Annotated in this window: 20 protein-coding genes; 9 read left to right on the top strand and 11 right to left on the bottom strand. The window is 67.1% G+C overall.

Annotation, left to right across the window (positions count from 1 at the left end; translation table 11 throughout):
* Positions 1-43: 43 nt before the first annotated feature.
* The 3 genes from DIE16_RS03625 (at position 44) to DIE16_RS03615 (ending at position 6,159) form a co-directional block, all read left to right on the top strand.
* Positions 44-313 carry a hypothetical protein gene (locus DIE16_RS03625; protein ID WP_124485765.1) on the top strand — a complete coding sequence of 90 codons (270 nt, stop codon included), beginning with the start codon at positions 44-46 and terminating at the stop codon, positions 311-313.
* Between the two features lie 610 nt (positions 314-923).
* Positions 924-3,755, top strand: a complete 2,832-nt coding sequence (locus DIE16_RS03620) for an ATP-dependent Clp protease ATP-binding subunit (protein WP_124891818.1) — start codon at positions 924-926, stop codon at positions 3,753-3,755.
* A 124-nt stretch (positions 3,756-3,879) separates the two neighbouring features.
* Positions 3,880-6,159, top strand: a complete 2,280-nt coding sequence (locus tag DIE16_RS03615; RefSeq protein WP_124891817.1) for an FdhF/YdeP family oxidoreductase — start codon at positions 3,880-3,882, stop codon at positions 6,157-6,159.
* 153 nt (positions 6,160-6,312) lie between these two features.
* Here the strand turns inward: DIE16_RS03615 and DIE16_RS03610 are convergent, their stop codons facing one another.
* Positions 6,313-7,734 carry a cytosine permease gene (locus DIE16_RS03610; RefSeq protein ID WP_124891816.1) on the bottom strand — a complete coding sequence of 474 codons (1,422 nt, stop codon included), beginning with the start codon at positions 7,732-7,734 and terminating at the stop codon, positions 6,313-6,315.
* A gap of 405 nt (positions 7,735-8,139) precedes the next feature.
* On the opposite strand from DIE16_RS03610, the gene DIE16_RS03605 reads away from it, so the two are divergent.
* Positions 8,140-9,063 (top strand): LysR family transcriptional regulator, encoded by a 924-nt coding sequence (locus DIE16_RS03605; protein WP_124891815.1) that lies wholly within the window; start codon positions 8,140-8,142, stop codon positions 9,061-9,063.
* Between the two features lie 119 nt (positions 9,064-9,182).
* Here DIE16_RS03605 and argE read toward each other — a convergent pair whose 3' ends face one another.
* The 5 genes from argE to DIE16_RS03580 form a co-directional block, all read right to left on the bottom strand.
* Positions 9,183-10,346, bottom strand: coding sequence for an acetylornithine deacetylase (gene argE / locus DIE16_RS03600; RefSeq protein ID WP_124891814.1), 1,164 nt, complete (start codon positions 10,344-10,346; stop codon positions 9,183-9,185).
* A complete protein-coding gene (locus DIE16_RS03595; RefSeq protein ID WP_044848150.1) occupies positions 10,339-11,016 on the bottom strand; it encodes a DUF1028 domain-containing protein in 678 nt (225 codons plus the stop codon). The genes argE and DIE16_RS03595 overlap by 8 nt, the downstream gene beginning before the upstream one ends.
* Before the next feature lie 8 nt (positions 11,017-11,024).
* On the bottom strand, positions 11,025-11,462 hold the full coding sequence (locus tag DIE16_RS03590; RefSeq protein WP_124891813.1) for a RidA family protein: 438 nt from the start codon (positions 11,460-11,462) through the stop codon (positions 11,025-11,027).
* 124 nt (positions 11,463-11,586) lie between these two features.
* Positions 11,587-12,933: an NAD(P)/FAD-dependent oxidoreductase gene (locus DIE16_RS03585; RefSeq protein WP_124891812.1), complete on the bottom strand. Its 1,347-nt coding sequence runs from the start codon at positions 12,931-12,933 to the stop codon at positions 11,587-11,589.
* Positions 12,934-13,126: 193 nt separating this feature from the next.
* Entirely contained in the window at positions 13,127-14,176 is a 1,050-nt protein-coding gene (locus tag DIE16_RS03580; protein ID WP_260434329.1) for a sel1 repeat family protein, read from the bottom strand.
* A gap of 429 nt (positions 14,177-14,605) precedes the next feature.
* Here DIE16_RS03580 and DIE16_RS36495 point away from each other — a divergent pair, with 429 nt between their 5' ends.
* Positions 14,606-14,761, top strand: coding sequence for a hypothetical protein (locus tag DIE16_RS36495; protein ID WP_185715783.1), 156 nt, complete (start codon positions 14,606-14,608; stop codon positions 14,759-14,761).
* Between the two features lie 210 nt (positions 14,762-14,971).
* Complete coding sequence (gene trpS, locus DIE16_RS03575; RefSeq protein WP_124666116.1) at positions 14,972-15,985, top strand: tryptophan--tRNA ligase; 1,014 nt, start codon at positions 14,972-14,974, stop codon at positions 15,983-15,985.
* Between the two features lie 114 nt (positions 15,986-16,099).
* On the opposite strand, the gene DIE16_RS03570 is transcribed toward trpS, so the two are convergent.
* Entirely contained in the window at positions 16,100-16,513 is a 414-nt protein-coding gene (locus DIE16_RS03570) for a VOC family protein (protein ID WP_124891811.1), read from the bottom strand.
* A gap of 98 nt (positions 16,514-16,611) precedes the next feature.
* On the opposite strand from DIE16_RS03570, the gene DIE16_RS03565 reads away from it, so the two are divergent.
* The gene (locus DIE16_RS03565) at positions 16,612-16,965 is read left to right on the top strand and encodes a DUF1493 family protein (RefSeq protein WP_124891810.1); all 354 of its coding nucleotides are present in this window, start codon (positions 16,612-16,614) and stop codon (positions 16,963-16,965) included.
* A gap of 59 nt (positions 16,966-17,024) precedes the next feature.
* Here the strand turns inward: DIE16_RS03565 and DIE16_RS03560 are convergent, their stop codons facing one another.
* From DIE16_RS03560 to DIE16_RS03545, 4 genes are all read right to left on the bottom strand, one after another.
* The gene (locus DIE16_RS03560) at positions 17,025-17,411 is read right to left on the bottom strand and encodes a VOC family protein (protein WP_124891809.1); all 387 of its coding nucleotides are present in this window, start codon (positions 17,409-17,411) and stop codon (positions 17,025-17,027) included.
* A 51-nt stretch (positions 17,412-17,462) separates the two neighbouring features.
* Positions 17,463-18,383 (bottom strand): bestrophin family protein, encoded by a 921-nt coding sequence (locus DIE16_RS03555; RefSeq protein ID WP_124485759.1) that lies wholly within the window; start codon positions 18,381-18,383, stop codon positions 17,463-17,465.
* 175 nt (positions 18,384-18,558) lie between these two features.
* The gene (gene cydB / locus DIE16_RS03550; protein WP_124572132.1) at positions 18,559-19,566 is read right to left on the bottom strand and encodes a cytochrome d ubiquinol oxidase subunit II; all 1,008 of its coding nucleotides are present in this window, start codon (positions 19,564-19,566) and stop codon (positions 18,559-18,561) included.
* Between the two features lie 3 nt (positions 19,567-19,569).
* On the bottom strand, positions 19,570-20,970 hold the full coding sequence (locus DIE16_RS03545) for a cytochrome ubiquinol oxidase subunit I (RefSeq protein ID WP_044848141.1): 1,401 nt from the start codon (positions 20,968-20,970) through the stop codon (positions 19,570-19,572).
* A gap of 407 nt (positions 20,971-21,377) precedes the next feature.
* Here DIE16_RS03545 and fdhD point away from each other — a divergent pair, with 407 nt between their 5' ends.
* Together fdhD and glp are read left to right on the top strand one after the other, a co-directional pair.
* Positions 21,378-22,247 (top strand): formate dehydrogenase accessory sulfurtransferase FdhD, encoded by an 870-nt coding sequence (fdhD, locus tag DIE16_RS03535; RefSeq protein WP_124891808.1) that lies wholly within the window; start codon positions 21,378-21,380, stop codon positions 22,245-22,247.
* On the top strand, positions 22,247-23,461 hold the full coding sequence (gene glp / locus DIE16_RS03530) for a gephyrin-like molybdotransferase Glp (RefSeq protein ID WP_124891807.1): 1,215 nt from the start codon (positions 22,247-22,249) through the stop codon (positions 23,459-23,461). The genes fdhD and glp overlap by 1 nt, the downstream gene beginning before the upstream one ends.
* The last annotated feature ends 146 nt before the right edge of the window (positions 23,462-23,607 follow it).

Below are 23,607 nucleotides of genomic sequence, written 5' to 3'. Positions count from 1 at the left end.
CGCACGTTCGTCGCCGATCGAACCATCCTGCATGGAGCGAGAAATGAGCGAATCGAATGAAGCACTACAGGCACTGCAAGCGTCGATCGACAGCCTGAAGCAGGCCGTCGACGCGAACGCGAGCCGCCAGGCCGGCGACACCGCCGTATTGTTCACCGTGGTGGCGCTGATGCTGGCCGAACTGCCGCCCGACTCCCGCAACCTGATCGAGGATTCGTTCTCCGTCTGGGCCAATGGTCTGCAGAATGCGGCACTGTCAACCGACGTGAAGCAGATCGCACGGCAGAAACTTGCGATGACGCTCTCCGACTGACGCCGCCGCCTCGTCACGGTTGGGCCATGTCCGGCCCGCACCGTGCAACCCGCCCGCTTCGCCAGCGGCCGCGCGCCACGCACCGGTTGCGGTGCGCGCGCGGCCAGGCCTGACCCGTGCGCGCACGCTGCCGCGCTGCGCGCTCGCGCCGATGCGCGCGCGCCGCGTTGCGTCGCGCGTCCCCCTTCCCGTTGGCTCCCTGCCGGCGCCCTGCGCGCCGATGTCGCACCGCGCTTCGCGCGCGTCGCACGCCGCCACGTTTGCGCAGCCCGCACGCCGCACCCGCATGCGCGCTCGTCTGTACTCCTTGTGTCTCATGCTCGCACGCTTGTGAGGGTGCAATTCCCGGCCGGGCCGATGCGGAACTGTGTCTTGGAGGCCCTGGGCCGATTCGCTATTTTGAACGCAGTCGAAGTGATGGCGCAGGCGCCGCGAAGCAGCGGTATTGCCGGCGTCGAGCACGGCCGGTCGCCATGCCGGCGCGCACGGCGCGACGGCGCCGGCCTGGCGCGCGCGCCGCCGGTCGCGTCGTGCGGCAGGCACGCCCCGGCGCCCTCGCGCATCGGGACTTCCGTTTCGATTCACGTTCATTGACAGGAGCCAGACCACCATGCCCGCACTTTGCGACATCTGTCACGCCCGGCCGGCCGTCGCGCGCGCCACCGTGATGCAGGACGGCGAGCGCAAGACGATCTCGATCTGCGACTACCACTTCCGTCAGCTGATGCGGCATCAGAGCATGCTGAACCCGTTCGACTCGCTGCTGGGCGGCGGCGCGTCGTCGCTGTTCGGCGAGTCCAGCGACACGTCGCCGCTTGCCGCGGAGATTCCGCGCGAGTCGGTCGACCCGACCGACGCGTTCAGCGAGCAGACGCTCGAACTGCTGCAGCGCGCGGCCGAGAAGGCGCACGAGCTGCGCCGCAGCGAACTCGACACCGAACACCTGCTGTACGCGCTCGCGGACACCGACGTGTGCGCCGCGCTGCTGAAGGAACTGAAGCTGTCGCCGCAGGACATCAAGTCGTACATCGACGAGCACGCGCACACCGGCACGGCCTCCCCCGATGCGTCGCTCGACAAGCTGTCGATCTCGCCGCGCGTGAAGAAGGCCGTGCAGTACGCGTTCCAGGCGTCGCGCGACCTCGGTCACTCGTACATCGGCCCCGAGCACCTGCTGATCGGTCTCGCGTCGGTGCCGGACAGCATCGCCGGCACGCTGCTGAAGAAATACGGCGTGACGCCCGAGGCGCTGCGCCAGAAGGTCGTGAAGGTCGTCGGCAAGGGTGCGGAAGACGGCCGAGTCGATGCGCCGACCGGCACGCCGAACCTCGACAAGTTCGGCCGCGACCTCACCGCGATCGCGCGCCAGGGCAAGCTCGACCCGGTGCTCGGCCGCGCGCAGGAAATCGAAAGCACGATCGAGGTGCTCGCGCGCCGCAAGAAGAACAACCCGGTGCTGATCGGCGAGCCGGGCGTCGGCAAGACCGCGATCGTCGAAGGCCTCGCGCAGCGGATCGTGAACGGCGACGTGCCCGAAGTGCTGCGCGGCAAGCGGCTCGTCGAAGTCAACATCAACTCGATGGTCGCCGGCGCAAAGTATCGCGGCGAATTCGAGGAGCGCGCGAAGCAGCTGATCGACGAAGTGACCGCCAAGCATGACGAACTGATTTTGTTCATCGACGAGCTGCATACGATCGTCGGCGCGGGCCAGGGCGGCGGCGAAGGCGGGCTCGACATCGCGAACGTGCTGAAGCCGGCGCTCGCGCGCGGCGAGCTGAGCCTGATCGGCGCGACCACGCTGAACGAATACCAGAAGCACATCGAGAAGGACGCGGCGCTGGAGCGGCGCTTCCAGCCGGTGTTCGTGCCGGAGCCGAGCGTCGAGCAGACGATCGTGATCCTGCGCGGGCTGCGCGACAGCCTCGAGGCACACCATCAGGTGACGTTCGCCGACGACGCGTTCGTCGCGGCCGCCGAGTTCGCCGACCGCTACATCACCGCGCGCTTCCTGCCCGACAAGGCGATCGACCTGATCGACCAGGCCGCCGCGCGCGTGCGGATCGGCGCGACCTCGCGCCCCGTCGACATCCAGGAAGGCGAAGCGCAGATCGCGCAGCTGAAGCGCGAGCAGGACTACGCGACGTCGCGCAAGCGCTTCGACGAAGCGAAGCAGTTCGAAGAACAGATCAACGAGAAGCAGAAGTCGCTCGACGAAAAGATGGAAGCGTGGCAGCGCAAGACCGGTTCCGAGACGCTCGAGGTGACCGTCGAATCGGTCGCCGAGGTCGTGTCGCGGCTGACCGGCATCCCGGTGTCCGAGCTCACGCAGGAAGAGCGCCAGAAACTGCTGAAGATGGAAGAGCAGTTGCGCGAGCGCGTGGTCGGCCAGAACGACGCGGTGGTCGCCGTCAGCGACGCGGTGCGGCTATCGCGCGCCGGGCTCGGCCAGACGCACCGGCCGATCGCGACGTTCCTGTTCCTCGGGCCGACCGGCGTCGGCAAGACCGAGCTCGCGAAGGCGCTCGCCGAGACCGTGTTCGGCGACGAGCAGGCGATCATCCGCATCGACATGTCCGAGTACATGGAGCGGCACGCGGTCGCGCGGCTGATCGGCGCGCCGCCCGGCTACGTCGGCTACGACGAAGGCGGCCAGCTCACCGAGCGCGTGCGGCGCCGCCCGTACAGCGTGATCCTGCTCGACGAGATCGAGAAGGCCCATCCGGACGTCTACAACGTGCTGCTGCAGGTGTTCGACGACGGCCGGCTGACCGACGGCAAGGGCCGCGTGGTCGACTTCAGCAACACGATCATCATCGCGACGAGCAACCTCGGCGCCGCGATCATCATGGACAACCTCACGCAGCCGGAAGCCGCGCGCAAGACCGACAAGGCGATCCGCGAGCAGCTGATGCAGGTGCTGAAGGGCCATTTCCGCCCCGAGTTCCTGAACCGGATCGACGAGGTAATCGTGTTCCATGCGCTGTCGAAGGAGAACATCCGCTCGATCGTGCAGATCCAGCTCGACCGCGTGGTGCGCACCGCCGCCGCGCAGGACATCACGCTCGTGATGGGCGACTCGCTCGTCGAACACCTGACCGAAGCCGGCTACCAGCCGGAGTTCGGCGCGCGCGAGCTGAAACGCCAGGTGCGGCAGATCATCGAGACGAAGCTCGCGAAGGAGATCCTCGCGGCCAAGCTTCAGTCGGGCGACCGCGTCGAAGTCGACTACGACACGGCCGGCGACACGGTGACGTTCAACAAGCTCGCGCCGCCTGATGCGAAGGACGCGAAGCAGGACGCCGACGGCAAGGCCAGGCCGAACGGCAAGGCCACGAAGGCATCGGCCAATGAAAAGGATAACGAAGCAAATGCCGATACGCCGCCGCCCGTCGCGAAGGCATCCGGCAAGAAGTCGTCCGGTGCGAAGAAGGACGCGCACTGATACCACGCGGGCCCGCATGTCCGGGCCCGCATGACCGGCGCCGTCCGCCGGACGGCGCCGCCCCACGCCGCGACGCGGCGCAACCCGAGCCACCCCGCAGCGGGCCCGGCTCATGGAGATTCACATGACAAATCGACGCGAAGTGCCAGGCATCAGGAAGTACGATGGGCCCGCCGGCGGTTGGGGCGCGCTTCGCGCGACAGCCGAGGCCGTGCGCACGCAGATGGAAACCATCGAGGCGCCGATCGTGCTGATGCGGACCAACCAGCCCGACGGTTTCGACTGTCCCGGCTGCGCGTGGCCCGACAAGGAACACAAGTCGACGTTCCAGTTCTGCGAGAACGGCGCGAAGGCCGTCACGTGGGAGGCCACGACCAAGCGCGTGACGCCCGAGTTCTTCGCGGCGAACACCGTGTCGTCGCTGCTGCGGATGTCCGACTACGAGCTGGAGAACATGGGCCGGCTCACGCATCCGCTCGTCTACGATCGCGCGACCGACACGTTCCGCGCGGTCGAATGGGACGACGCGTTCGCGCGCATCGGCGAGGTGCTGCGTGCGCTGCCGCCCGAGCAGGTCGAGTTCTATACGTCGGGGCGCGCGTCGAACGAAGCCGCGTACCTGTATCAGCTGTTCGCGCGCGAGCTCGGCACCAACAACTTCCCCGACTGCTCGAACATGTGCCACGAGCCGACCAGCGTCGGCCTGCCGCAGTCGATCGGGATCGGCAAGGGAACGGTGTCGCTGGAGGATTTCGACCACTGCGAGCTGATCATCTCGATCGGCCACAACCCCGGTACGAACCATCCGCGGATGATGGGCACGCTGCACGAGTGCGCGCGCCGCAACGTGCCGATCATCGTGTTCAACCCGTTGCGCGAGCGCGCGCTCGAACGCTTCGCCGATCCGCAGGACATGATCGAGATGGCGTCGTTCGGTTCGACGCGCATCGCGTCGACGTACTACCAGGTCGACGCGGGCGGCGACGCGGCCGCTCTGAAGGGCATCATGAAGGCGCTGCTGCAGCTCGAGGCCGAGCGCGGCGACGTGCTCGACCGTGACTTCATCGCGCAGCACACCAGCGGCTTCGACGCGTTCTCCACCGACCTGCAGGCCACGTCGTGGGACGACATCGAGCGCGCGAGCGGCCTGAGCCAGGCGCAGCTCGAGCAGGTCGCGCTCGCCTATGCGAAATCGAACGCGACGATCGTCACGTACGGGATGGGCGTCACGCAGCACAACAAGGGCACCGCGACCGTGCGGCTGATCGCCGACCTGCTGCTGATGCGCGGCAACTTCGGCAAGCCCGGCGCGGGCGTGTGCCCGCTGCGCGGCCACTCGAACGTGCAGGGCAACCGCACGGTCGGCATCACCGAGAAGCCGTCGGCCGAGTTCCTGCAGAAGATCGAGGACGTGTGCGGCTTCAAGCCGCCCGCGCATCACGGGCACGACGCCGTGCAGGCCATGCAGGCGATGGTCGACGGCCAGGCCAAGGCGCTGCTGTGCCTCGGCGGCAACTTCGCGGTCGCGCTGCCCGATCCCGAGCTGTCGTTCCCCGCGATGGCGAAGCTCGATCTCAGTGTGCATCTCGGCACGAAGCTGAACCGCTCGCATCTGCTGGTTGCGAAGGAAACCTACATCCTGCCCGTGCTCGGCCGCACCGAGCTCGACATGCAGGCGAGCGGCCGGCAATCGATCACCGTCGAGGATTCGATGTCGATGGTCCACGCGTCGGCCGGCAAGCTCAAGCCGGCGTCCGACGCGTTGCGCTCGGAGCCCGCGATCGTCGCGGGGATCGCGCATGCGACGCTGCCGAACAGCAAGGTCGCGTGGCTCGACCTGATCGCCGACTACGACCGCATCCGCGACCTGATCGACAAGACGGTGCCCGGCTTCGAGGCGTTCAACGAACGGATCCGCACGCCGGGCGGCTTCCGCCTGCCGCTGCCGCCCACCGAGCGCGTGTGGCCCACGCCGACCGGCAAGGCGATGTTCTCGGTCTACACGGGCGTGAAGGAAGACGCGGACGTGCTCGGCGCCGAACAGGTGCTGCGGCTGATCACGCTGCGCAGCCACGACCAGTACAACACGACGATCTACGGGCTCGACGACCGCTATCGCGGCGTGTTCGGGCGGCGCGACGTGCTGTTCATGAACGCGGCCGATCTCGCGAAGTACGGGCTCGAACACGGCGACCTCGTCGACATCGAGACGATCACCGCCTCGGGCCGCACGCTGCGCCTCGAGAAGATCACCGCGATCGAGTACGACATCGCGCCGGGCTCGGTCGGCGCGTACTATCCGGAGGCGAACGTGCTCGTGCCGCTCGACTACATCGACAAGGAAAGCGGCACGCCGTCGTACAAGTCGGTGCCGGTGCGGGTCGCGCGTTCCGCGGTCGTGTGATCCGCGGGCGGGCAGGTTCGCGACGTACGGCACGCATGCGACATGCCGTGACGCCGAGAACCTGCCTGCCGCCCCGCCTCCCCGCTCTCACGGCCGCTGCATCGCCTCCGATGCGGCGGCCGCTTCGTTTTCACGTGGCGAACGGCACGCGCCTTACCGCGCCGTCGACGGCGGCAGAGCCGCGCCCGTCTGCCGGCGACGGTACGCGCTGTCGCGCGTCGCGAGCCAGTAGTACAGCGGCGACGTCAGCGCGAGCCCGACGAGCCAGGACAGGTCGGCGCCGCCGAGATGCGCGGGAATCGGGCCCGCGTACATCGGCGTGTTCATGAACGGGATCTGCACGACGATCCCGATCGCATACGCGAGCAGCGCCTGCGGATTGAAGCGGCCGTACACGCCGCCGTCCGCCATGAAGATCGACTGGATGTCGTACTTGCCCTTGTGAATCACGTAGAAGTCGATCAGGTTGATCGCCGTCCACGGCACCAGCACGACGAGCAGCGCGAGCACGAGATCGACGAGATTGCCGACGAAGTTGCTCGACGCGCCGATCGCCGCGTAGCAGCACGCGATGAAGATCACCACCGACACCACCGCGCGCGTCTTCGCGGTCGGAATCCACTTGTACGCGAAGGTCTGCACCGACGTGATGACGGCGAGCACCGCGCCGTACAGGTTCAGCGCGTTGTGGCTGATCACGCTCAGCAGGAACAGCACCAGCATCAGCGGGCCGAGCGGGCCCGTTGCCTGCTTGACCGCGTCCATCGTGTCCGCGCCGGCCGGCACCGCGAGCACCGCGACCGCGCCGAAGATGAACGCGAGCGTCGAGCCGATCGTGCAGCCGAGATAGGTCGCCCAGAACGTCGACGCGACGCCGGCGTCTTCCGGCAGGTAGCGCGAATAGTCCGATACGTAAGGCGCGAACGCGATCTGCCACAGCGCGGACAGCGACACCGTTGCCAGCCACCCGGCGAAATCGAAGCCGCCGCGCGTGAGGAAATCGGCGGTGCTCACGTGCGACAGGATCATCCAGAAGCCGACCACGATGCCGATGCCGAGCACCCACGTGCCGATCCTGTTCAGGATGTGGATGAACCGGTAGCCGACGATCCCGATCAGCCCGGACCCCACCGCGCCGATCACGATGCCGACGGGCACCGGCACCGACGACGCGATGCCGTGCACCGACTTGCCGGCCAGCACGATGTTCGACGCGAAGAAGCCGACGTACATCACCGCCGCGATCACCGTGACGAGCAGCGCGCCCCACGAGCCGAACTGCGCGCGGCTCTGGATCATCTGCGGGATGCCCATCTGCGGCCCCTGCGCCGAATGCAGCGCCATCAGCACGCCGCCGACCGCCTGGCCGACGACGATCGCGACGATCGCCCACATCAGGTTCAGGTGAAAGAGCTGCACGCCGAGCGCGCCGGTCACGATCGGCAGCGGCGCGATGTTGCCGCCGAACCAGAGCGTGAACAGGTCGCGCACCTTGCCGTGGCGTTCTGCGGGCGGCACGTAGCCGATCGTGTGTTTCTCTATCATGGGGGACGCGTTGCGGTCCGCGGTCGTCATGGCGAAGTCTCCTGTGCTGCGCGGCGATGCGCGCGTGCCGTTTCAGCCGGCGCGCGACCGTGCGCGCGCCTGCAATCGGGTCCGGATACGCGGGCGACGCCGATCGGCGCGCCGGCACCCACTACGCCACTACGCGCGGGGACGGATGACATGCCCCGCCGGTGCGTGCGCGCTTTTGTCGCGATCCGGATTGGAGACGATGGTGCGCCACGCATGCGGCGAGCCGAAAATACTAAAAATATTTCCGGGACATACGAAAAAGCTCTGCAGCGGAAACGGCGGCGCCGATTTTCTTCGGTTAAGGTGCTACCCGAAACGATGGACCGGTTGCGCGCGCCGGCGACGCGTGCGCGCCGGAGCCGAGTAACAGGGGTATCAGGGGTAACAGCGGTAACAGGGGTGCTCGTGGCTCACTACACTTTGCGGCAACTGAAATATTTCGTGACGACGGTGGAATCCGGCAGCGTCGCCGAGGCGTCGCGCCAGCTCTTCATCGCGCAGCCGTCGATCTCCAGCGCGATCAAGGGGCTCGAGGAGAGTTTCGGCGTGAAGCTGTTCATCCGCCATCACGCGCAAGGCGTGTCGCTGACGCCGAGCGGCACGCGTTTCTACCGGAAGGCGCAGGAACTGCTGCGCATCGCGCACGAATTCGAACAGAATGCGCTCGCCGACAACGACGTGGTCACCGGCCAGATCGACATCGGCTGCTTCGAGACCGTCGCCCCGCTCTACCTGCCGCAACTGATCGCGGGCTTTCGCGAGCGCTACCCGGGCGTCAACATCCGGCTGCGCGACGGCGACCAGCAGGAGCTCGTGCAGGGCCTCACGGCCGGCACCTTCGATCTCGCGTTCCTCTACGATCACGATCTCGACGGCACGATCGAAACCGAGCCGCTGATGCCGGCGCAGCAGCCGTACGTGCTGCTGCCGGAGAACCACCGGTTCGCGGGCCAGTCGCACGTCTCGCTGCGCGACCTCTGCGTCGAGCCGATGATCCTGCTCGACGTGCTGCCGAGCCGAACATACTTCGTCAGCCTGTTTCACGAACTCGGGCTCACGCCGAACATCGTGTTCGCTTCGCCGTCGATCGAGATGGTGCGCGGGATGGTCGGCCAGGGGTTCGGCTTCTCGCTGCTCGTCACGCGGCCGCATTCCGAATACACGTACGACGGCCGGCGCGTCGTGACGATCGCCCTCAGCGAAACGGTCAGCCCTTCGGGGCTCGTGAGCGCACGGCTCAAGCGCGGGCAGCTGACGAAGCAGGCGCAATCGTTCGTCGAGTTCTGCCGCGAGCGGCTTGCGCAGATCGTCGCGGAATCGGTGCGGTAGAACGACGGGGAAACACGCACGCGCCGTGGGGCGCGCAGCGTGCGGTTTGCGGCCCGACTACGCGACCGACTCAGTCGACTGAATCCGCTGAGTCGGCTGAGTCGTGCGGATCGATCGAATCAACCCGCTTCAGCGAGATACGCCGCAAGCCGGGCGAGCATCGCGTCGCATCCGTGCAGCTGTTCGACCGTGACGAACTCGTCGGGCTTGTGCCCCTGGTCCATGCTGCCCGGCCCGCACACGACGGTCGGAATGCCGGCCTGCCCGAACAGCCCGCCCTCGGTGCCGAACGCGACCGTGCCGAACGCGTCGGAGCCGCTCAGCATCGCGAGCAGTCGCGCGGCTTCGCTGTCCGGCGACGTCGCGAGCCCCGGATACGCGCCGAGCGGCTCCAGGCGAATGTCGGTATCGGGCTGCACCGCGCGCATCTTCGGCAACAGTTCGGATTCCGCATAATCCTGCAGCTTCATCGGTACGTCGTGCGCATCGAACGCCGGCAGCGCCCGCACCTCGAAGTCGAACTCGCATTCGGCCGGCACGATGTTCAGCGCGCGGCCGCCCTTGATCAGTCCCGCCTGCACGGTCGAGAACGGCGGATCGAAGCGGTTGTCGCGATGCTCGGGCCGCGCGAGCGCCGCGCCGATCTCGCCGAGCCGGCCGATCAGCTTCGCCGCGTAGTCGATCGCGTTGACGCCGAGCGGCGCGTACGCCGAGTGGCACGCCGCGCCCTTCACGTGGCAACGCATCGCGAGCTTGCCCTTGTGACCGAGCACCGGCTTCAGTTCGGTCGGCTCGCCGATCAGGCACAGCCGCGGCCGGTGCGCACGCGCGGCCAGCGCGTCGAGCATCGGCCGCACGCCGAGACAGCCGACTTCCTCGTCGTAGGAAAACGCGAGATGCACCGGCAGGCCCAATCCACGCGCGACGAGCGCCGGCACCGCCGCGAGCACCGACGCGATGAAGCCCTTCATGTCGGCCGTGCCGCGCCCGTACAGCCGGCCGTCGCGTTCGGTCAGCCGGAACGGCTCGACCGTCCACGCCTGCCCGTCGACCGGCACCACGTCGGTATGGCCCGACAGCACGATGCCGCCGCGATCGCGCGGCCCGATCGTCGCGTACAGGCTCGCCTTCGTGCGTTCCGCGTTGTAGAACAGCTCGCTCTCGACGCCGAAGCCGCCGAGGTAGTCGCGGATGAATTCGATCATCGCGAGGTTCGAATCGCGGCTGACCGTCGCGAAGCCGATCAGCCGCTCGAGCAGTGCGCGGCTCGACGTGTCACTCATCGCCCGGCACTCCGTAGCTCGGCGCGGCGGTCGGGTTCAGCGCGCGCGTCTGGTAATCCTGCATCTGCGGGCGATACGCGTGCCACAGCGCATCGAGCTGCCCGATCGGATCGGCATCGGCCCAGTCGACGCGCAGGTCGACGATCGGCCAGGTCACGTCGCCGGCCACCTTCAGCGCGGCCGAATGCACGGGCCCCGCCTCGCCGCCCGCCGCGATCGCTGCGTGCATCGCGGCCAGCAGGCGATCGGCCAGCAGCCCGGGCGCCTGCTCGAACGCGCGCGCCATCGCATCGATCACGGCCGGCGCGGCCAGCAGATTGCCGGCCGCCACGCATTGCTCGCCCTGCACCGCATGGTGCGTGCCGAGCGCTTCCTTGCCGGTGAAGCACGCGGTCTGCCCCTGCCCGTCGATCACCGTGACCTGCCGGTACTGGCTCCAGCCGTTCGCGCTGAGCGCGTGGTCGAGCGCGGCGGCCGGCGCGAGTTGCCGATGCTCGATCAGATCGAGGATCTGCGGGCCCAGCGCCGGCAGCGTGATGTTCTGCGTCGCGACCGCGCCGACGCCCGCGCGCACCCAAGGGCAGCGTGCGCCCACCGCGATGCTCGACGAGCTGATCGCGATCCCGAGCTGGCCCGTTTCCGGGCAGCGCCCGACGATGGAGAAAGTCATGTCGGCTCCTATGCGCGGTTCGGCTGCCAGTTGTCCGGGATCACGGCGATCACGTCGATCTCCATCAGCCACTGCGGCTGGCCGAGCGCCGACACGACGAGCCCCGTCGAGATCGGATAGACGCCCTTCAGCCACTTGCCGACTTCCTGGTACACCGGCTCGCGATAGCGCGGGTCGATCAGGTAGGTCGTCGTCTTCACGATGTGCGTGATGTCGCTGCCGGCTTCCTCCAGCAGCTGCTTCACATTCTTCATCGCCTGCGCGGCCTGCGCGCGCGGATCGCCGAGGCCGATCAGGTTGCCGTCGAAATCGGTGCCGACCTGGCCGCGCACGTACACGGTATTGCCGGCGCGCACGGCCTGGCACAGGTCGTTGTCGAGCGTCTGGTTCGGGTAGGTATCCTTCGTGTTGAACATGCGGATACGGGTGTGGGTAGGCTGGCTCATCGAGGTCCTTCGATTGACGGTGGGTGCGCCCGCCGCAGCGGAAGCTGTCGCGGCGGGTTCTGGTTGTAGCGAGGGCGCCGCGTACGGGCTGCTTGCCGCGCGCGGGCCGTGGCGTGAGCGCGTATCAGTCGATCGTGTCGACGAGCGGGCAGGCATCGACCCGCGCCGTGTGCGCCGTGTCGTCGTGCGCGATGCGCGTCTCGACGCGGCGTCGCGATGCGTCGTGATAGTCGAGGTACTTGCGCTGCGTGACGATGTGGTCGGCGATGTGTTTCGCATCGTGCCACACGCCCCAGATGAAGCTGGAGCCGCGTCGCGACAGCCACGGCAGTCCGAGGAAATAGATGCCCGGCTCTTTCGACACGCCGCGCTGATGCTGCGGCTTGCCGTTCGCGGCGAACGCGTCGACGTTCAGCCAGCCGTAGTCGACCGCGTAGCCCGTCGCCCAGACGATCGACGTGACGCCGGCGCCGGCCAGGTCGAGCGCGAGGATCGGCTCCGCGACGCAATCCGGATCCGGCAGGATGCGGCGCGCTTCTGGTTCCTCGGGCAGGTCGAGGCCGTTGCGTGCCGCGTATGCGTCAGCCGCGTCGAGCAGCGACAGGTAGTTCTCGTCGCCGCGGGCGAGATTGGCCGCGAGATCGCGTTCGAACACCGCGACGCCGCCGTCGAACGACTTCGTCAGCCCCACGAGCGTCACGCCCTGGTGCGCGAGTGCGCGGAAATCGACCGTGTGGCCGCCGCGCGCACCGCTCACCGCGATCGTCACGTGTTCGCGTCCGGGCGTCGCGACTTCCTTGTCCCATTCGCCGAGCACGCCGAGCCACCAGCAGAAATCGCGGCCGCGATACGCGCGCGGCGGGCGGTCATGCGGGCCGACCGACAGGTAGACCTGCCGGCCCGCGCGCTGCAGCTCGTCGGCGATCTGCACGCCCGACGAACCCGCGCCGACCACCAGCACCGCGCCGTCCGGCAATTGCGCCGGGTTGCGATAGTCGGCGGAGTGGATCTGCACGAGGCTGGCATCGTCCGGCGCGATCGGCGGGATGACCGGGCGCTGGAACGGACCCGTCGCGACGACCACGCGGTTCGCCTCGATCGTGCCGTCCGAGGTTTCGACGATGAACCCCGGCTTGCCCGTGTTGCGCACGACGTTCTTCACTTCGACGCCGGTGCGGATCGGCGCGTCGAACTTGCGCGCATAGGCTTCGAAGTAGTCGGCGACCTGGTCCTTCGACGCGAACGCATCGGGATCGAGGCCGTCGAATTCGAGGCCCGGAAAGCGGTCGTGCCACGCGGGGCCGTTCGCGACCAGCGAATCCCAGCGCCCGGTGCGCCAGCGCTCGGCGATGCGGTCGCGCTCCAGCACGAGATGCGGCACGCCGAGCTTGCCCAGGTGCTCGCTCATGGCCACGCCGGCCTGGCCGGCCCCGACGACCAGCGTATCGATTGAGGTTGTTTCCACTGCCACGGCTGTCTCCTTGAAGTACGGCTCGCGGCGATGCTCGTGTCGTCGCGCGAGGGGGAATGGAGACATTCTGCTGACAGGCTCGCTAGGGCGAAACGATCATTTTTGTGGTTGTTGACGAGAAAAAAGCTGGGGCGATCGAGCATGGCTGGCGGAACGGGCATACCGCGCCGCGTTCGGTCCAGACGGCCCAACGCTATTCCTGCGTATGTGCGCGGTCAATGCGATGCCCGGAGGAAACGGGAAGCGTGTCCGAAATCGGCAGCGTCGGTTTCGCCGCATCGATCAATGTCGCTTTGTTGCCGTCCCACTTGGGCAGTTTGGCCGGCGGCAGCGGCACGACCTTGTCAAGGTTTGGCAGACGAAGGTCCGGATCGCGCTCGAGGCGGTCGGCGAGTACGCTGTAACGCTCGGCACGAGCACGATCCTTCACGTTACCAACCACCGGATCACCATCGTCGAATGCGCCGAACAAATACCCGGCGCTCTTGGCGCTCCCGTATTTCACGCCATCATGCAGAATCTTGAGGGCTCGGTCGTTGTCTTCGCCAAGCGACTTGTCCGCGCCCACGAGTGTTGTCCCGAGCGCATAGGCGGCATCTCCGCTACCTTGTGCATATCCGCATTCCAGCATTTGAAGCGCAATCTTGCGATTATCCCAAAAGCCTGCTTTGGGATCGTCATAAATTGCGTCCATCTTGCCCCCAAGATATGCCATCGCATTCGGACTCCCCATATCCGCAGCCAGTTGCCAGAATGCATAGGCTCTGCTCGCATCCTGCTTCACCCCCATCCCGTCCATGTAATACGTACCCATCAAATCGTAGGCCGCCGGAATGCCGAGTTTCATCGCCTGTTCAGCGATTTGAACGGCATGTTCGGAATCACCATCCACGCCTTCGCCGCGAGCGTACGCATTCGCCAGATTCAGCATCGCCTTCCAGTGTTTGCGCTCGGCGGCCTTCGCCCATAACTCGACGGCCCCCCTATAGTCGCGCTGATTCGGCCACAGCAACGAACTGGTGAGCGCGATCGCTCGCGTATTCCAACGATCTGCCTCTGGATCGATCCGAGGAACAACGTCGGCTTCATGCTTGCATTCGAACGCTTCGCGGTGCGGATTGAACGCAGTCAGCGACATGTTGCGAGGAAGCGAATCGCTCCTTGAACAGGCGGCACATCCAACGATCAGAAGAACGGAAGCCAATCGGATCAGCCGGCCACGGTCCACGGTAATCAGACGCAATCGAATTCGCACGATATCGAATACCTTGCACGACAAGAAATGAATGCACAGTCACGTGCGCAGTATGGAACGGCGCAAACGGCCTGCTGACAAGGCCCTCATCCGGCAATTTCATGGGCCGTCGGCAATGGCCCGCAGTCGGGACAGCATCTCCGTTCATATGCCGCTGATTTTACGTTGCGTCCCCTTAACCTGTCCCCACCCCACAATTCTTGACTATGCGCACGCCGTCGAACTGGTAGGATGCGCATCACTAGGCGAGACGCATCCGGCGCACCTGATCGTTCCCCTTTTCGATCTCCCGCACGCGATCCCTTGCCGCGCCGAGCCGCCGGCTCAGCCCCCCGTCGAACCCCGCAACACCCCGGCGTCGGCCCCACCCGACCCGTTGCAGCAACCGTTGGAGTAGCGCACGTTGCGCCTGCAAGCATGAAGAAACTGAAGCAGCACATCCGCATCCTGGGCGAGATCGACCGCACGCCGCTGGTACGCGCCGGCGCGCTGCTGTTGATGGCCGGCCTGCTGTACCTGCTGTGGCCGTCGGCCGAAACCGCCTACCTCGCGATGGAGTCGGTCATACGCTGACGCAACACGCCCATCCCCGCACTACGCTATACTCGCGCAATGGAAACCAAACCTGCCTCGCCGAACGTGCATCGCTGGTGGCGCGCCTGACCCAGGCGGCCCGTTTCCTTTTGCATGTCCCGAACGTGATGCCGCCAGCCATGGCGGCATTGTCGTTTCTGCGCCCGAATCATGGCTGGTGGCTTCGATAACCCGGAGCCAATCCACACCATGACGCACCCGACCCGACCGACCATCCTCACCGGCGACCGCACGACCGGCCCGCTGCATCTCGGCCACTACATCGGCTCGCTGCGCGCGCGCGTGCAGATGCAGCACGACGCGACGCAGTTCCTGCTGCTCGCCGACACGCAGGCGCTGACCGACAACATGGGCCGTCGCCAGCGCGTCACCGAGAACGTGATCGAGGTCGCGCTCGACTACCTGGCCGTCGGCATCGACCCGGCAATCTCGACGATCGTCGTCCAGTCGCAGGTGCCCGAGCTCGCCGAGCTGTCGCAATACCTGCTCAACCTCGTCACGGTCGCGCGCCTCGAGCGCAATCCGACCATCAAGGAAGAGATCCGCCTGCGCGGTTTCGAGCGCGACATCCCGGCCGGCTTCCTGACCTATCCCGTCAGCCAGGCCGCCGACATCACCGCGTTCAAGGCGACGCACGTGCCGGTCGGCGACGACCAGCTGCCGATGATCGAACAGACCAACGAACTCGTGCGCCGCTTCAACGCGACGGTCGACAAGCCGGTGCTGGTGGAATGCGAGGCCGTGCTGTCGGCGGTCACGCGGCTGCCGGGCATCGACGGCAAGGCGAAGATGAGCAAGTCGCTCGGCAACGCGATCACGCTCGGCTCGACGCCGGACGAGATCACGCAGGCCGTGAAGGACATGTACACAGATCCGAACCACCTGCGCGTGAGCGATCCCGGCCAGGTCGAAGGCAACGTCGTGTTCACATTCCTCGACGCGTTCGAGCCCGACGTGCAGAAGGTCGACGAACTGAAGGCGCACTATCGCCGCGGCGGCCTCGGCGACAGCGTCGTCAAGCGCGTGCTGAACGAGCGGCTGCAGGCGCTGATCGAGCCGATCCGTGCGCGCCGCCGCGAATTCGAGGCGGACAAGGCGGAGGTAATGGGGATCCTGAAGCGCGGCACGATGCATGCGCGCGAGGTGGCCGGCGCGACGCTGGCCGAGGTGAAAGGCGCGATGGGGCTCACGTATTTCGATTGAGCCGTGCGCGGCAAACGCGGCCGGGCGGCGTGGCGTGGCGCGATGCCGGCGCCGCCCTTACCCCGATGTCCACCGGCACACCGCGAAGCCGCGGTCAGTCGTCCGCAAGCACCGTCACGACCGCTCGTGCGCCGACGGCGCTACGTGGCACACGGCCTCGATCCGGTTGCCGGCAGGGTCGACGAGAAACGCCGCGTAGTAGTCGGCGTGATAATGCGGCCTCAATCCGGGATCGCCGTCGGACTGGCCGCCCGCGGAAAGCCCTGCCTCGAAAAATGCATGTACCTGCTCGCGAGAAGCGGCCTTGAAGCACCAGTGCCGCTTGCTCGTTCCAACTTCGGCGGGATCGAGATACACGGCCAGGAAAGTCGAGGTGGTGTCGTTTGCATTGCAGCGTTCGCCATAGCCGAGTGCGTTGGGCCGGTCGTAAACCTTGGCCGCGCCTAGTGCGGCCATGACACGGTCGTAGAAGGGGCGTGCCCGGTCGATATCAGGAACGCCGATGGACACGTGGTCGAGAAGTTGCATGGTGTTGGCTCCATTGAACGAGCACGAGTCTACACAAACATGTCACTTCGAACCGGCTACCGGTACAACCAGATTGCAAAACCGGAGGACAGGATTCCATGACGGACGACCGCCACATTTGGGAAGCACTGGAAGCATTCGTTCGCGAGGAGGCGGCAGTATCGAGCAAACAGCGGATTACCGCGGAGACCTCGATCGCCGACGATCTCGGACAAACCGGAGACGACGCGGACATCTTCATGGAGCGCTTCTTCGCCCGATTCGGTATGGATCGCGGCGACTACGATTTCGGGCGTTACTTCCTGATGGAGGGTGAAGGGCTCCTGTATCACCTGGTTCGCAAGTTCATTCTCAGGAAGCCCCATACGTTCGATCGAGACGCATTGACAGTCGGCATGCTGGGCAAAGCCATCGCGCTGGGTGCGTGGGACGCCGATGCGATCAGGAACTGATCCTCACGCAGCGTCACCGACGCTTTGATCGGCACGTCGAACACGGCGCCCGCCACGCGTCACTTCATCTGCATCAGCTGCACGAGGTTGCCGCACGTATCGTCGAGCACCGCGACGCGCACGGGCCCCGCGTCCATCGGCGCCAGCGTGAAGCGCACGCCGAGCGCGTCGAGCCGCGCGAACTCCGCGTCGAGATCGTCGACCTGGAACGACGCCGCCGGAATGCCGTCCTCGTAGAGCGCCTGACGATAAGGCCCGACCGCGCGATGATGGCTCGGCTCGAGCATCAGCTCGGTGCCGTCAGGCTGGTCCCTCGACACGACCGTCAGCCAGCGGTACTCGCCCACCGGCACGTTGTTCTTCAACCGGAAGCCGAGGGTGTCGGTATAGAACGCGAGTGCCTTGTCCTGATCGTCGACAAAGATGCTCGTCACGTAGATGCGCATGTGATGTTCTCCGAATCACGCGTGCCGTCGCGCGCGTCGTCGCCGTGCCGCTCACGTGATCTGATACGTCGATGCCGGCACGAATTCCTCCGGCATCGCGCGATCGCCCAGCTCGAGCACCGACCGTTCGATCGTGCGCGCCATCGCATCGAGCGCGAGCGCGTTCGGCGCGAGGCCGAACGGCTCCGCGACCTCGTTCGCGATCGCTTCGAGCGCGATCAGCGTGTACGAAATGAACACGCAAATCAGCGGCGTGAAAAACTCCGTCGAATCGACGAGGCCGAACGGCAGCAGCACGCAATAAGCATAGACGGTGCGATGCAGCAGCACGCTGTACGAGAACGGAATCGGCGTCGTCAGGATCCGCTCGCAGCCGCCCACCGCCTTGCCGAGTTCGACCAGCTGCGCATCGAACATCCAGCACGTCGCGTCGCTGCCGGGCGCGCGGCCCAGCGCGCGGACGATCCCGCCGCGCAGTTCGTCGAGAATCGCGACGGGCTGGTAGCACTTGTGCGCGAACGCGGCGGCGCGCTCGGCGCCGAGGATGCGCTGCAGGTCTTGCGCCGGATCGGTATGACGCAGCTGATGCTTCAGCGCATACGTGAACGCGATCAGCAGATCGGCGAGCCGGTTGCGCTCCGCGTCGCCGACGCTGTCGGGCAGGTAGCGCCGCAGTTGCGACGTGACGGTGCGCGCGGCGATCAGCAGGTTGCCCCACAGAAGCCGCGCCTCCTTGAAGCGCTCGAAGCTCGCGTTGTTGCGAAACGCGAGAAAGATCGCGAGCGCGAGCCCGAACAGCGTGAACGGCGCGGTGTTCAGCGGAATCTTTTCGCCGAAGATGCGCCCGTTCGTGAAGACCGCCAGCGTGCTGACGACCGCCATGAACACGAGTTGCGGAATGATCGACTGCAGCACGGAGCCGTTCCATACGAACAGCATCCTGAGCCAGTTTTGTCGTGGTCTGACGATCATGGTGTTGTCTCGACTGCCAAGGGAATATGCAATGCGGCACGCCGCCGCCCGATGTGCGACGGCCCGCGCGTGGCGGGCCGCTGTCCGATCGCTACCGGGCCGGGTGACGAGCCGCACGGCGGCTGCGCGAGATGATACGCCCGCGCACGCCGCACGCCGTCACCGGCCGCGCCGGTCAGTGATAGCCGGCGTCGCCCTCGCGCACCTTGCCGCGGAACACGCGGTACTGCATCGCGTTGTACACGAGGATGATCGGCAGCACGATCACGGTGCCGACGAGCGCGAACAGCTGGCTCGAATGGCTCGACGACGCATCCCAGATCGTCAGCGACGGCGGCACGATGTTCGGCCAGATGCTGATCACGAGCCCGGTATAGCCGAGGAACACGAGCGCGAGCGTCAGCAGGAACGGCGTTGCCTCGTGCCGGCGCTTCAGCGTATGGAAGATGCCCCACACGCATGCGACGACGAGGACCGGCACCGGCAGGAACCAGCCGAGGTAGCCGCTGCCGAACCAGCGGTGCGCGACGGCCGGCAGCCCGATCACGGTCCACAGGCTGACCACGCCCATCACGGCGAGCAGCACGCCCGCGAGCGGCTTCATCAGCACGCGCATCTTGCGCTGCAGTTCGCCGTCGACCTTCAGGATCAGCCAGCCGCAGCCGAGCGTCGCATAGGTGACGAGCACGCCGATCCCGCAGAACAGGCTGAACGGCGACAGCCAGTCGAACGGCCCGCCCGCGAACTGGTTGTTCACGATCCGGATGCCCTGCAGCAGCGAACCGAGCGTGACGCCCTGGCAGAACGCGGCCAGGGCGGAGCCGCCGATGAACGCGAGATCCCACAGGTGTTGCGTGCGGTTCGCCTTCGCGCGCAACTCGAACGCCGCGCCGCGGAAGATCAGCCCGACCACCATCAGGATCAGCGGCAGGTAGTTCGCCGGCAACAGCGTCGAGTAGACGACCGGGAATGCGCCGTACAGGCCCGCGCCGCCGAGCACCAGAAAGGTCTCGTTGCCGTCCCACACCGGCGCGACGGTATTCAGCATGACTTCGCGTTCGACCTTGGCGTCGAAGAACGGAAACAGCAGGCCGATACCGAGGTCGAAGCCGTCCAGCATCACGTAGATGAACACGCCGAGGCCGATGATCGCGGCCCACACGACAGGAAGATCGATCTGCATGGCTTACTCCGCTTCGGTGACGTTCAGCGGCGTGGACAGCGCGCTCTTGCGCAGCCCCGGATGCCGGTGCAGCTCGATGTATCCGGCGTGGGCAGCCGGTCCGCGCTTCATCAGGTTCAGCATGTAGTAGATACCCGTTCCGAACACCAGGAAATACACGACCACGAAGATCAGCAGCGACACGCCGACCTGCTGCGCGCTGAGCGGCGCGACCGAATCGACGGTGCGCAGCACGCCGTAGACGGTCCACGGCTGCCGCCCGACCTCGGTCGTGATCCAGCCGGCCAGCAGCGCGACGATGCCCGACGGCCCCATGCACACGACGAACCACTGGAACCAGCGCGTTTCATACAGGCGTCCGCCCTTTCTCAGCAGCAGGCCGAGCAGCGCGGTGAGCAGCATCAGCATCCCGAGGCCGGCCATGATCCGGAAGGTCCAGAACACGATCGGCGAATACGGACGGTCCTGCGCCGGGAATTCCTTCAGCCCGCGAATCTCGCCGCTCCAGCTGTGCGTGAGGATCAGGCTGCCGAGGTGCGGCACCTGGATCGCATAGCGCGTCGTCTCGGCCTGCATGTCGGGCAGGCCGACGAGGTTCAGCGCGGTGCCGCCCTTCTCGGTTTCCCACAGCCCTTCGATCGCCGCGATCTTCGCCGGCTGGTATTCGCGCGTGTTCAGCCCGTGCGCGTCGCCGACGACGATCTGGATCGGCGCGAGCAGCAGCAGCATCCACAGCGCCATCGAGAAGCTGCGCTTGACCGGCTCGTCGCGGCGCCCCTTCAGCAGGTGCCACGCGCCGCACGCGGCGACGATGAAGCCCGCGACGATGAACGCGGCGATCGTCATGTGCACGAGGCGATACGGGAACGACGGGTTGAAGATGATCTTGAACCAGTCGACCGGCACGACGAGGCCGTTCTCGATCTTGTAGCCCTGCGGCGTCTGCATGAAGCTGTTCGACGCGAGGATCCAGAACGTCGAGATCAGCGTGCCGACCGCGACCATCAGCGTCGCGAAGAAGTGCGCACGCGGGCTGACGCGCTGCCAGCCGAACAGCATCACGCCGAGGAAGCCGGCTTCGAGGAAGAAGGCCGTCAGGACTTCGTACGTGAGCAGCGGGCCGGTGATGTTGCCCGCGACGCGCGAGAAGCCCGCCCAGTTCGTGCCGAACTCGTAGGCCATCACGACGCCGGAGACGACGCCCATCCCGAAGCCGATCGCGAAGATCTTCGACCAGAACTGGAACATGGATTTGTAGGCGGCGTCGCCGGTGACGAGATAGCGCCATTCCAGCACCGCCAGGAAGCTCGCCATGCCGATGCTGATCGCCGGAAACACGATGTGGAACGACACCGTGAACGCGAATTGCAATCGGGCGAGATGGAACGCATCGAAGATTTCCATGACCGTAATTTGCTCGTGGTTGTGAGGACGTCAGCTCGAAGCAGGAAATCGCGCGACGGCTTCGCGACGGCACGTGCACACAACGACGGATCGCAGTGCACGGCAACGAAGCGTGAATGACGATATCGCGTTTCAGACGATACTCGCAATCGCGCGGACATGCGCTGAAACTGTGCTTTCCCCGGGGCCGAAGATGTGTGTACGGAAAACCCGTTTCGGCGCCGCGAGGCCCTCGGCTGTACTGCTTTCCGCTCTGCAACGCTGTGCATCCGCGGCACCGCCGAACGCCCGTACCATCGGCTCCTGGCCTGCCCGTGGCGAGCGAGCGCGACCCCGCGCACCGCCCCCGCAGAATCCGTTTCGATCGCCCGGCGCCCGCGCCGGCCGATCCCCCTGGAGAAACCCGCATGGAGCCCAGCGAACGCCCCGACGATCCGGCCGGCACCCGCGCGTGTCATGTGACGCGTCATCGTGCCGGCGACGCGCGGGACACCGTCGATCGCGTCGTCGACGAAACGCCGGTTGCACTCGTATTCAACGGCATCGCGCACACGGTGATGATGGCGACGCCGATCGACCTCGACGCGTTCGGCCTCGGCTTCGCGCTGAGCGAAGGGATCGTCGAGCGCGCGTCGGACGTCTTCGATATCGAAAGCGAATGCCGGCGCGGCAGCGCCGAAGTGCGGCTCACCGTGGCGCAGCAGGCGTTCATGGCGCTGAAGGCGCACCGGCGCGCGCTGGCCGGCCGCACCGGCTGCGGCGTCTGCGGGATCGAGAGCATCGCGCAGCTCGACCTGCATCCGCCGCGCATCGCGGCCGCGGGCGCGGCGGCCGGCATCGGCGCCGACGCCGTCGCGCGCGCCGCCCGCGCGCTGCCGCAGCGGCAGCCGCTGATGCACGCGACCGGCGGCATCCACGCGGCCGCGTGGTGCGAGCGCGACGGCACGGTGCTGGAAGTCGTCGAGGACGTCGGCCGCCACAACGCGCTCGACAAGCTGATCGGCCGGCTCGCGCGGCGCCGCGCCGACCTGGGCGCGGGCTTCGTGTTCCTGTCCAGCCGCGCGAGCTACGAGCTCGTGCGCAAGGCCGCACGCGTCGGCATCCCGATGATCGCGACGATTTCTGCGCCGACCTCGCTCGCGATCGACGTCGCCCGCGAAGCCGGCGTGCGGCTGCTCGGCTTCTGCCGCAACGACGGCTTCGTCGAATACGTGTCGCCCGACCCGCTCCCGTTACCCGAACCGACGCCTGCGCAACCGCAGGCGCTCACCGCTTGATGAAACCCCTGACCGATTTCGACACCGCCCAACGGCAGTTCGCCGGCGTATTCGCGCCGTCGCATGCGGCCGTCTCTATCCCGGTCGCGCAGGCGGCCGGCCACGTGCTCGCCACGCCGCTCACCGCCGTGCTCGACCAGCCGCCCGCCGACCAGAGCGCGATGGACGGCTACGCGGTCCGTCACGCGGACCTCGAATACGGCGAGCCGCTGCGCGTCGCGCAGCGCTGCTATGCGGGCGACGCGCCGGCGCCGCTCGCGCCGCGCACCGCCGCGCGCATCTTTACCGGCAGCCTGATTCCGCCGGGCGCCGACACCGTCGTGATGCAGGAGCACGCGCACGAACAGGATGGCTGGGTTGCGTTCGACACACCGCAGCGCAGCGGATCGCATATCCGCAGCCGCGGCGAGGAAGTGCGCGCGGGCGCCCTGCTGATGCCGGCCGGCATACGGCTCGGCGCGATGCACGTCGGCGTCGCCGCAGCGCAGGGTTGCGCGCGCATCGACGTGCGCCCGCCGCTGCGGGTCGGCATCCTGACGACCGGCGACGAGCTTGTCCCGTGCGGCCAGCCGCGCGCGCCGCAGCAGATCTACAACAGCAACGCGCCGATGCTCGCCGCGCTGGTGTCGGGAACCGGTGCCGTCGTCGCGGCGAGCGAGCACGCCGCCGACACGCCGGCCGCCGTCGATCAGGCGCTGCGCGGCATGGCCGCGCGCTGCGACCTGGTCGTCTGCGTCGGCGGCGCATCGGTCGGCGACAAGGACCTGCTGCGTCCCGCGCTGACCGCGCTCGGCGCCGCGTTCGTGGTGTCGGGCGTGCGGATGAAACCCGGCAAGCCGGTCGCGCTCGCGCGGCTCGACGAACGGCCCGTGGCGCTGCTGCCCGGCAATCCGGGCGCCGCGATGACCGCGTTCGCGCTGTTCGTCACGCCGCTGATCCGCTGCCTGCAGGGGCGCGACGACTGCCTGCCGGCCGTGCCGTCGCTGCCGATCGACATCGACGTCGAACCCGATGCGCAGCGCGAGCGCTTCGTCCGCGTGCGCCGCACCCTCGACGCCAACGGCGCGCCCGTACTCGATACGCTGCGGCAACAAGGCGCCGGCACGCTGCAATCGCTCGTTCAGGCGAGCGGGCTCGCGCGGCTGCCGGCCGGCCGACGCATCGCGCGCGGCGACGCGGTGCCGTATTACGATTTCGCGCACTGGCTCGCGTGAGCATGCCCATGCGCGTCATGTCCGCCTTGCGTGCAGGCAGGATCACGAACTGTATTCCTGCATTTCGGGCGGGATTGTGTCCCTGTCGGAAAAATCCGGCGGACTATCCTCACGAAGAGGCTCGTCACGACCCGTGCGCCGACACG

Source organism: Burkholderia sp. Bp9090 (genome assembly GCF_003857985.1).
Classification (GTDB): domain Bacteria; phylum Pseudomonadota; class Gammaproteobacteria; order Burkholderiales; family Burkholderiaceae; genus Burkholderia.
The sequence above is the reverse complement of the archived record's forward strand: the minus strand, read 5'-3'. Positions and strand labels throughout refer to the sequence as shown.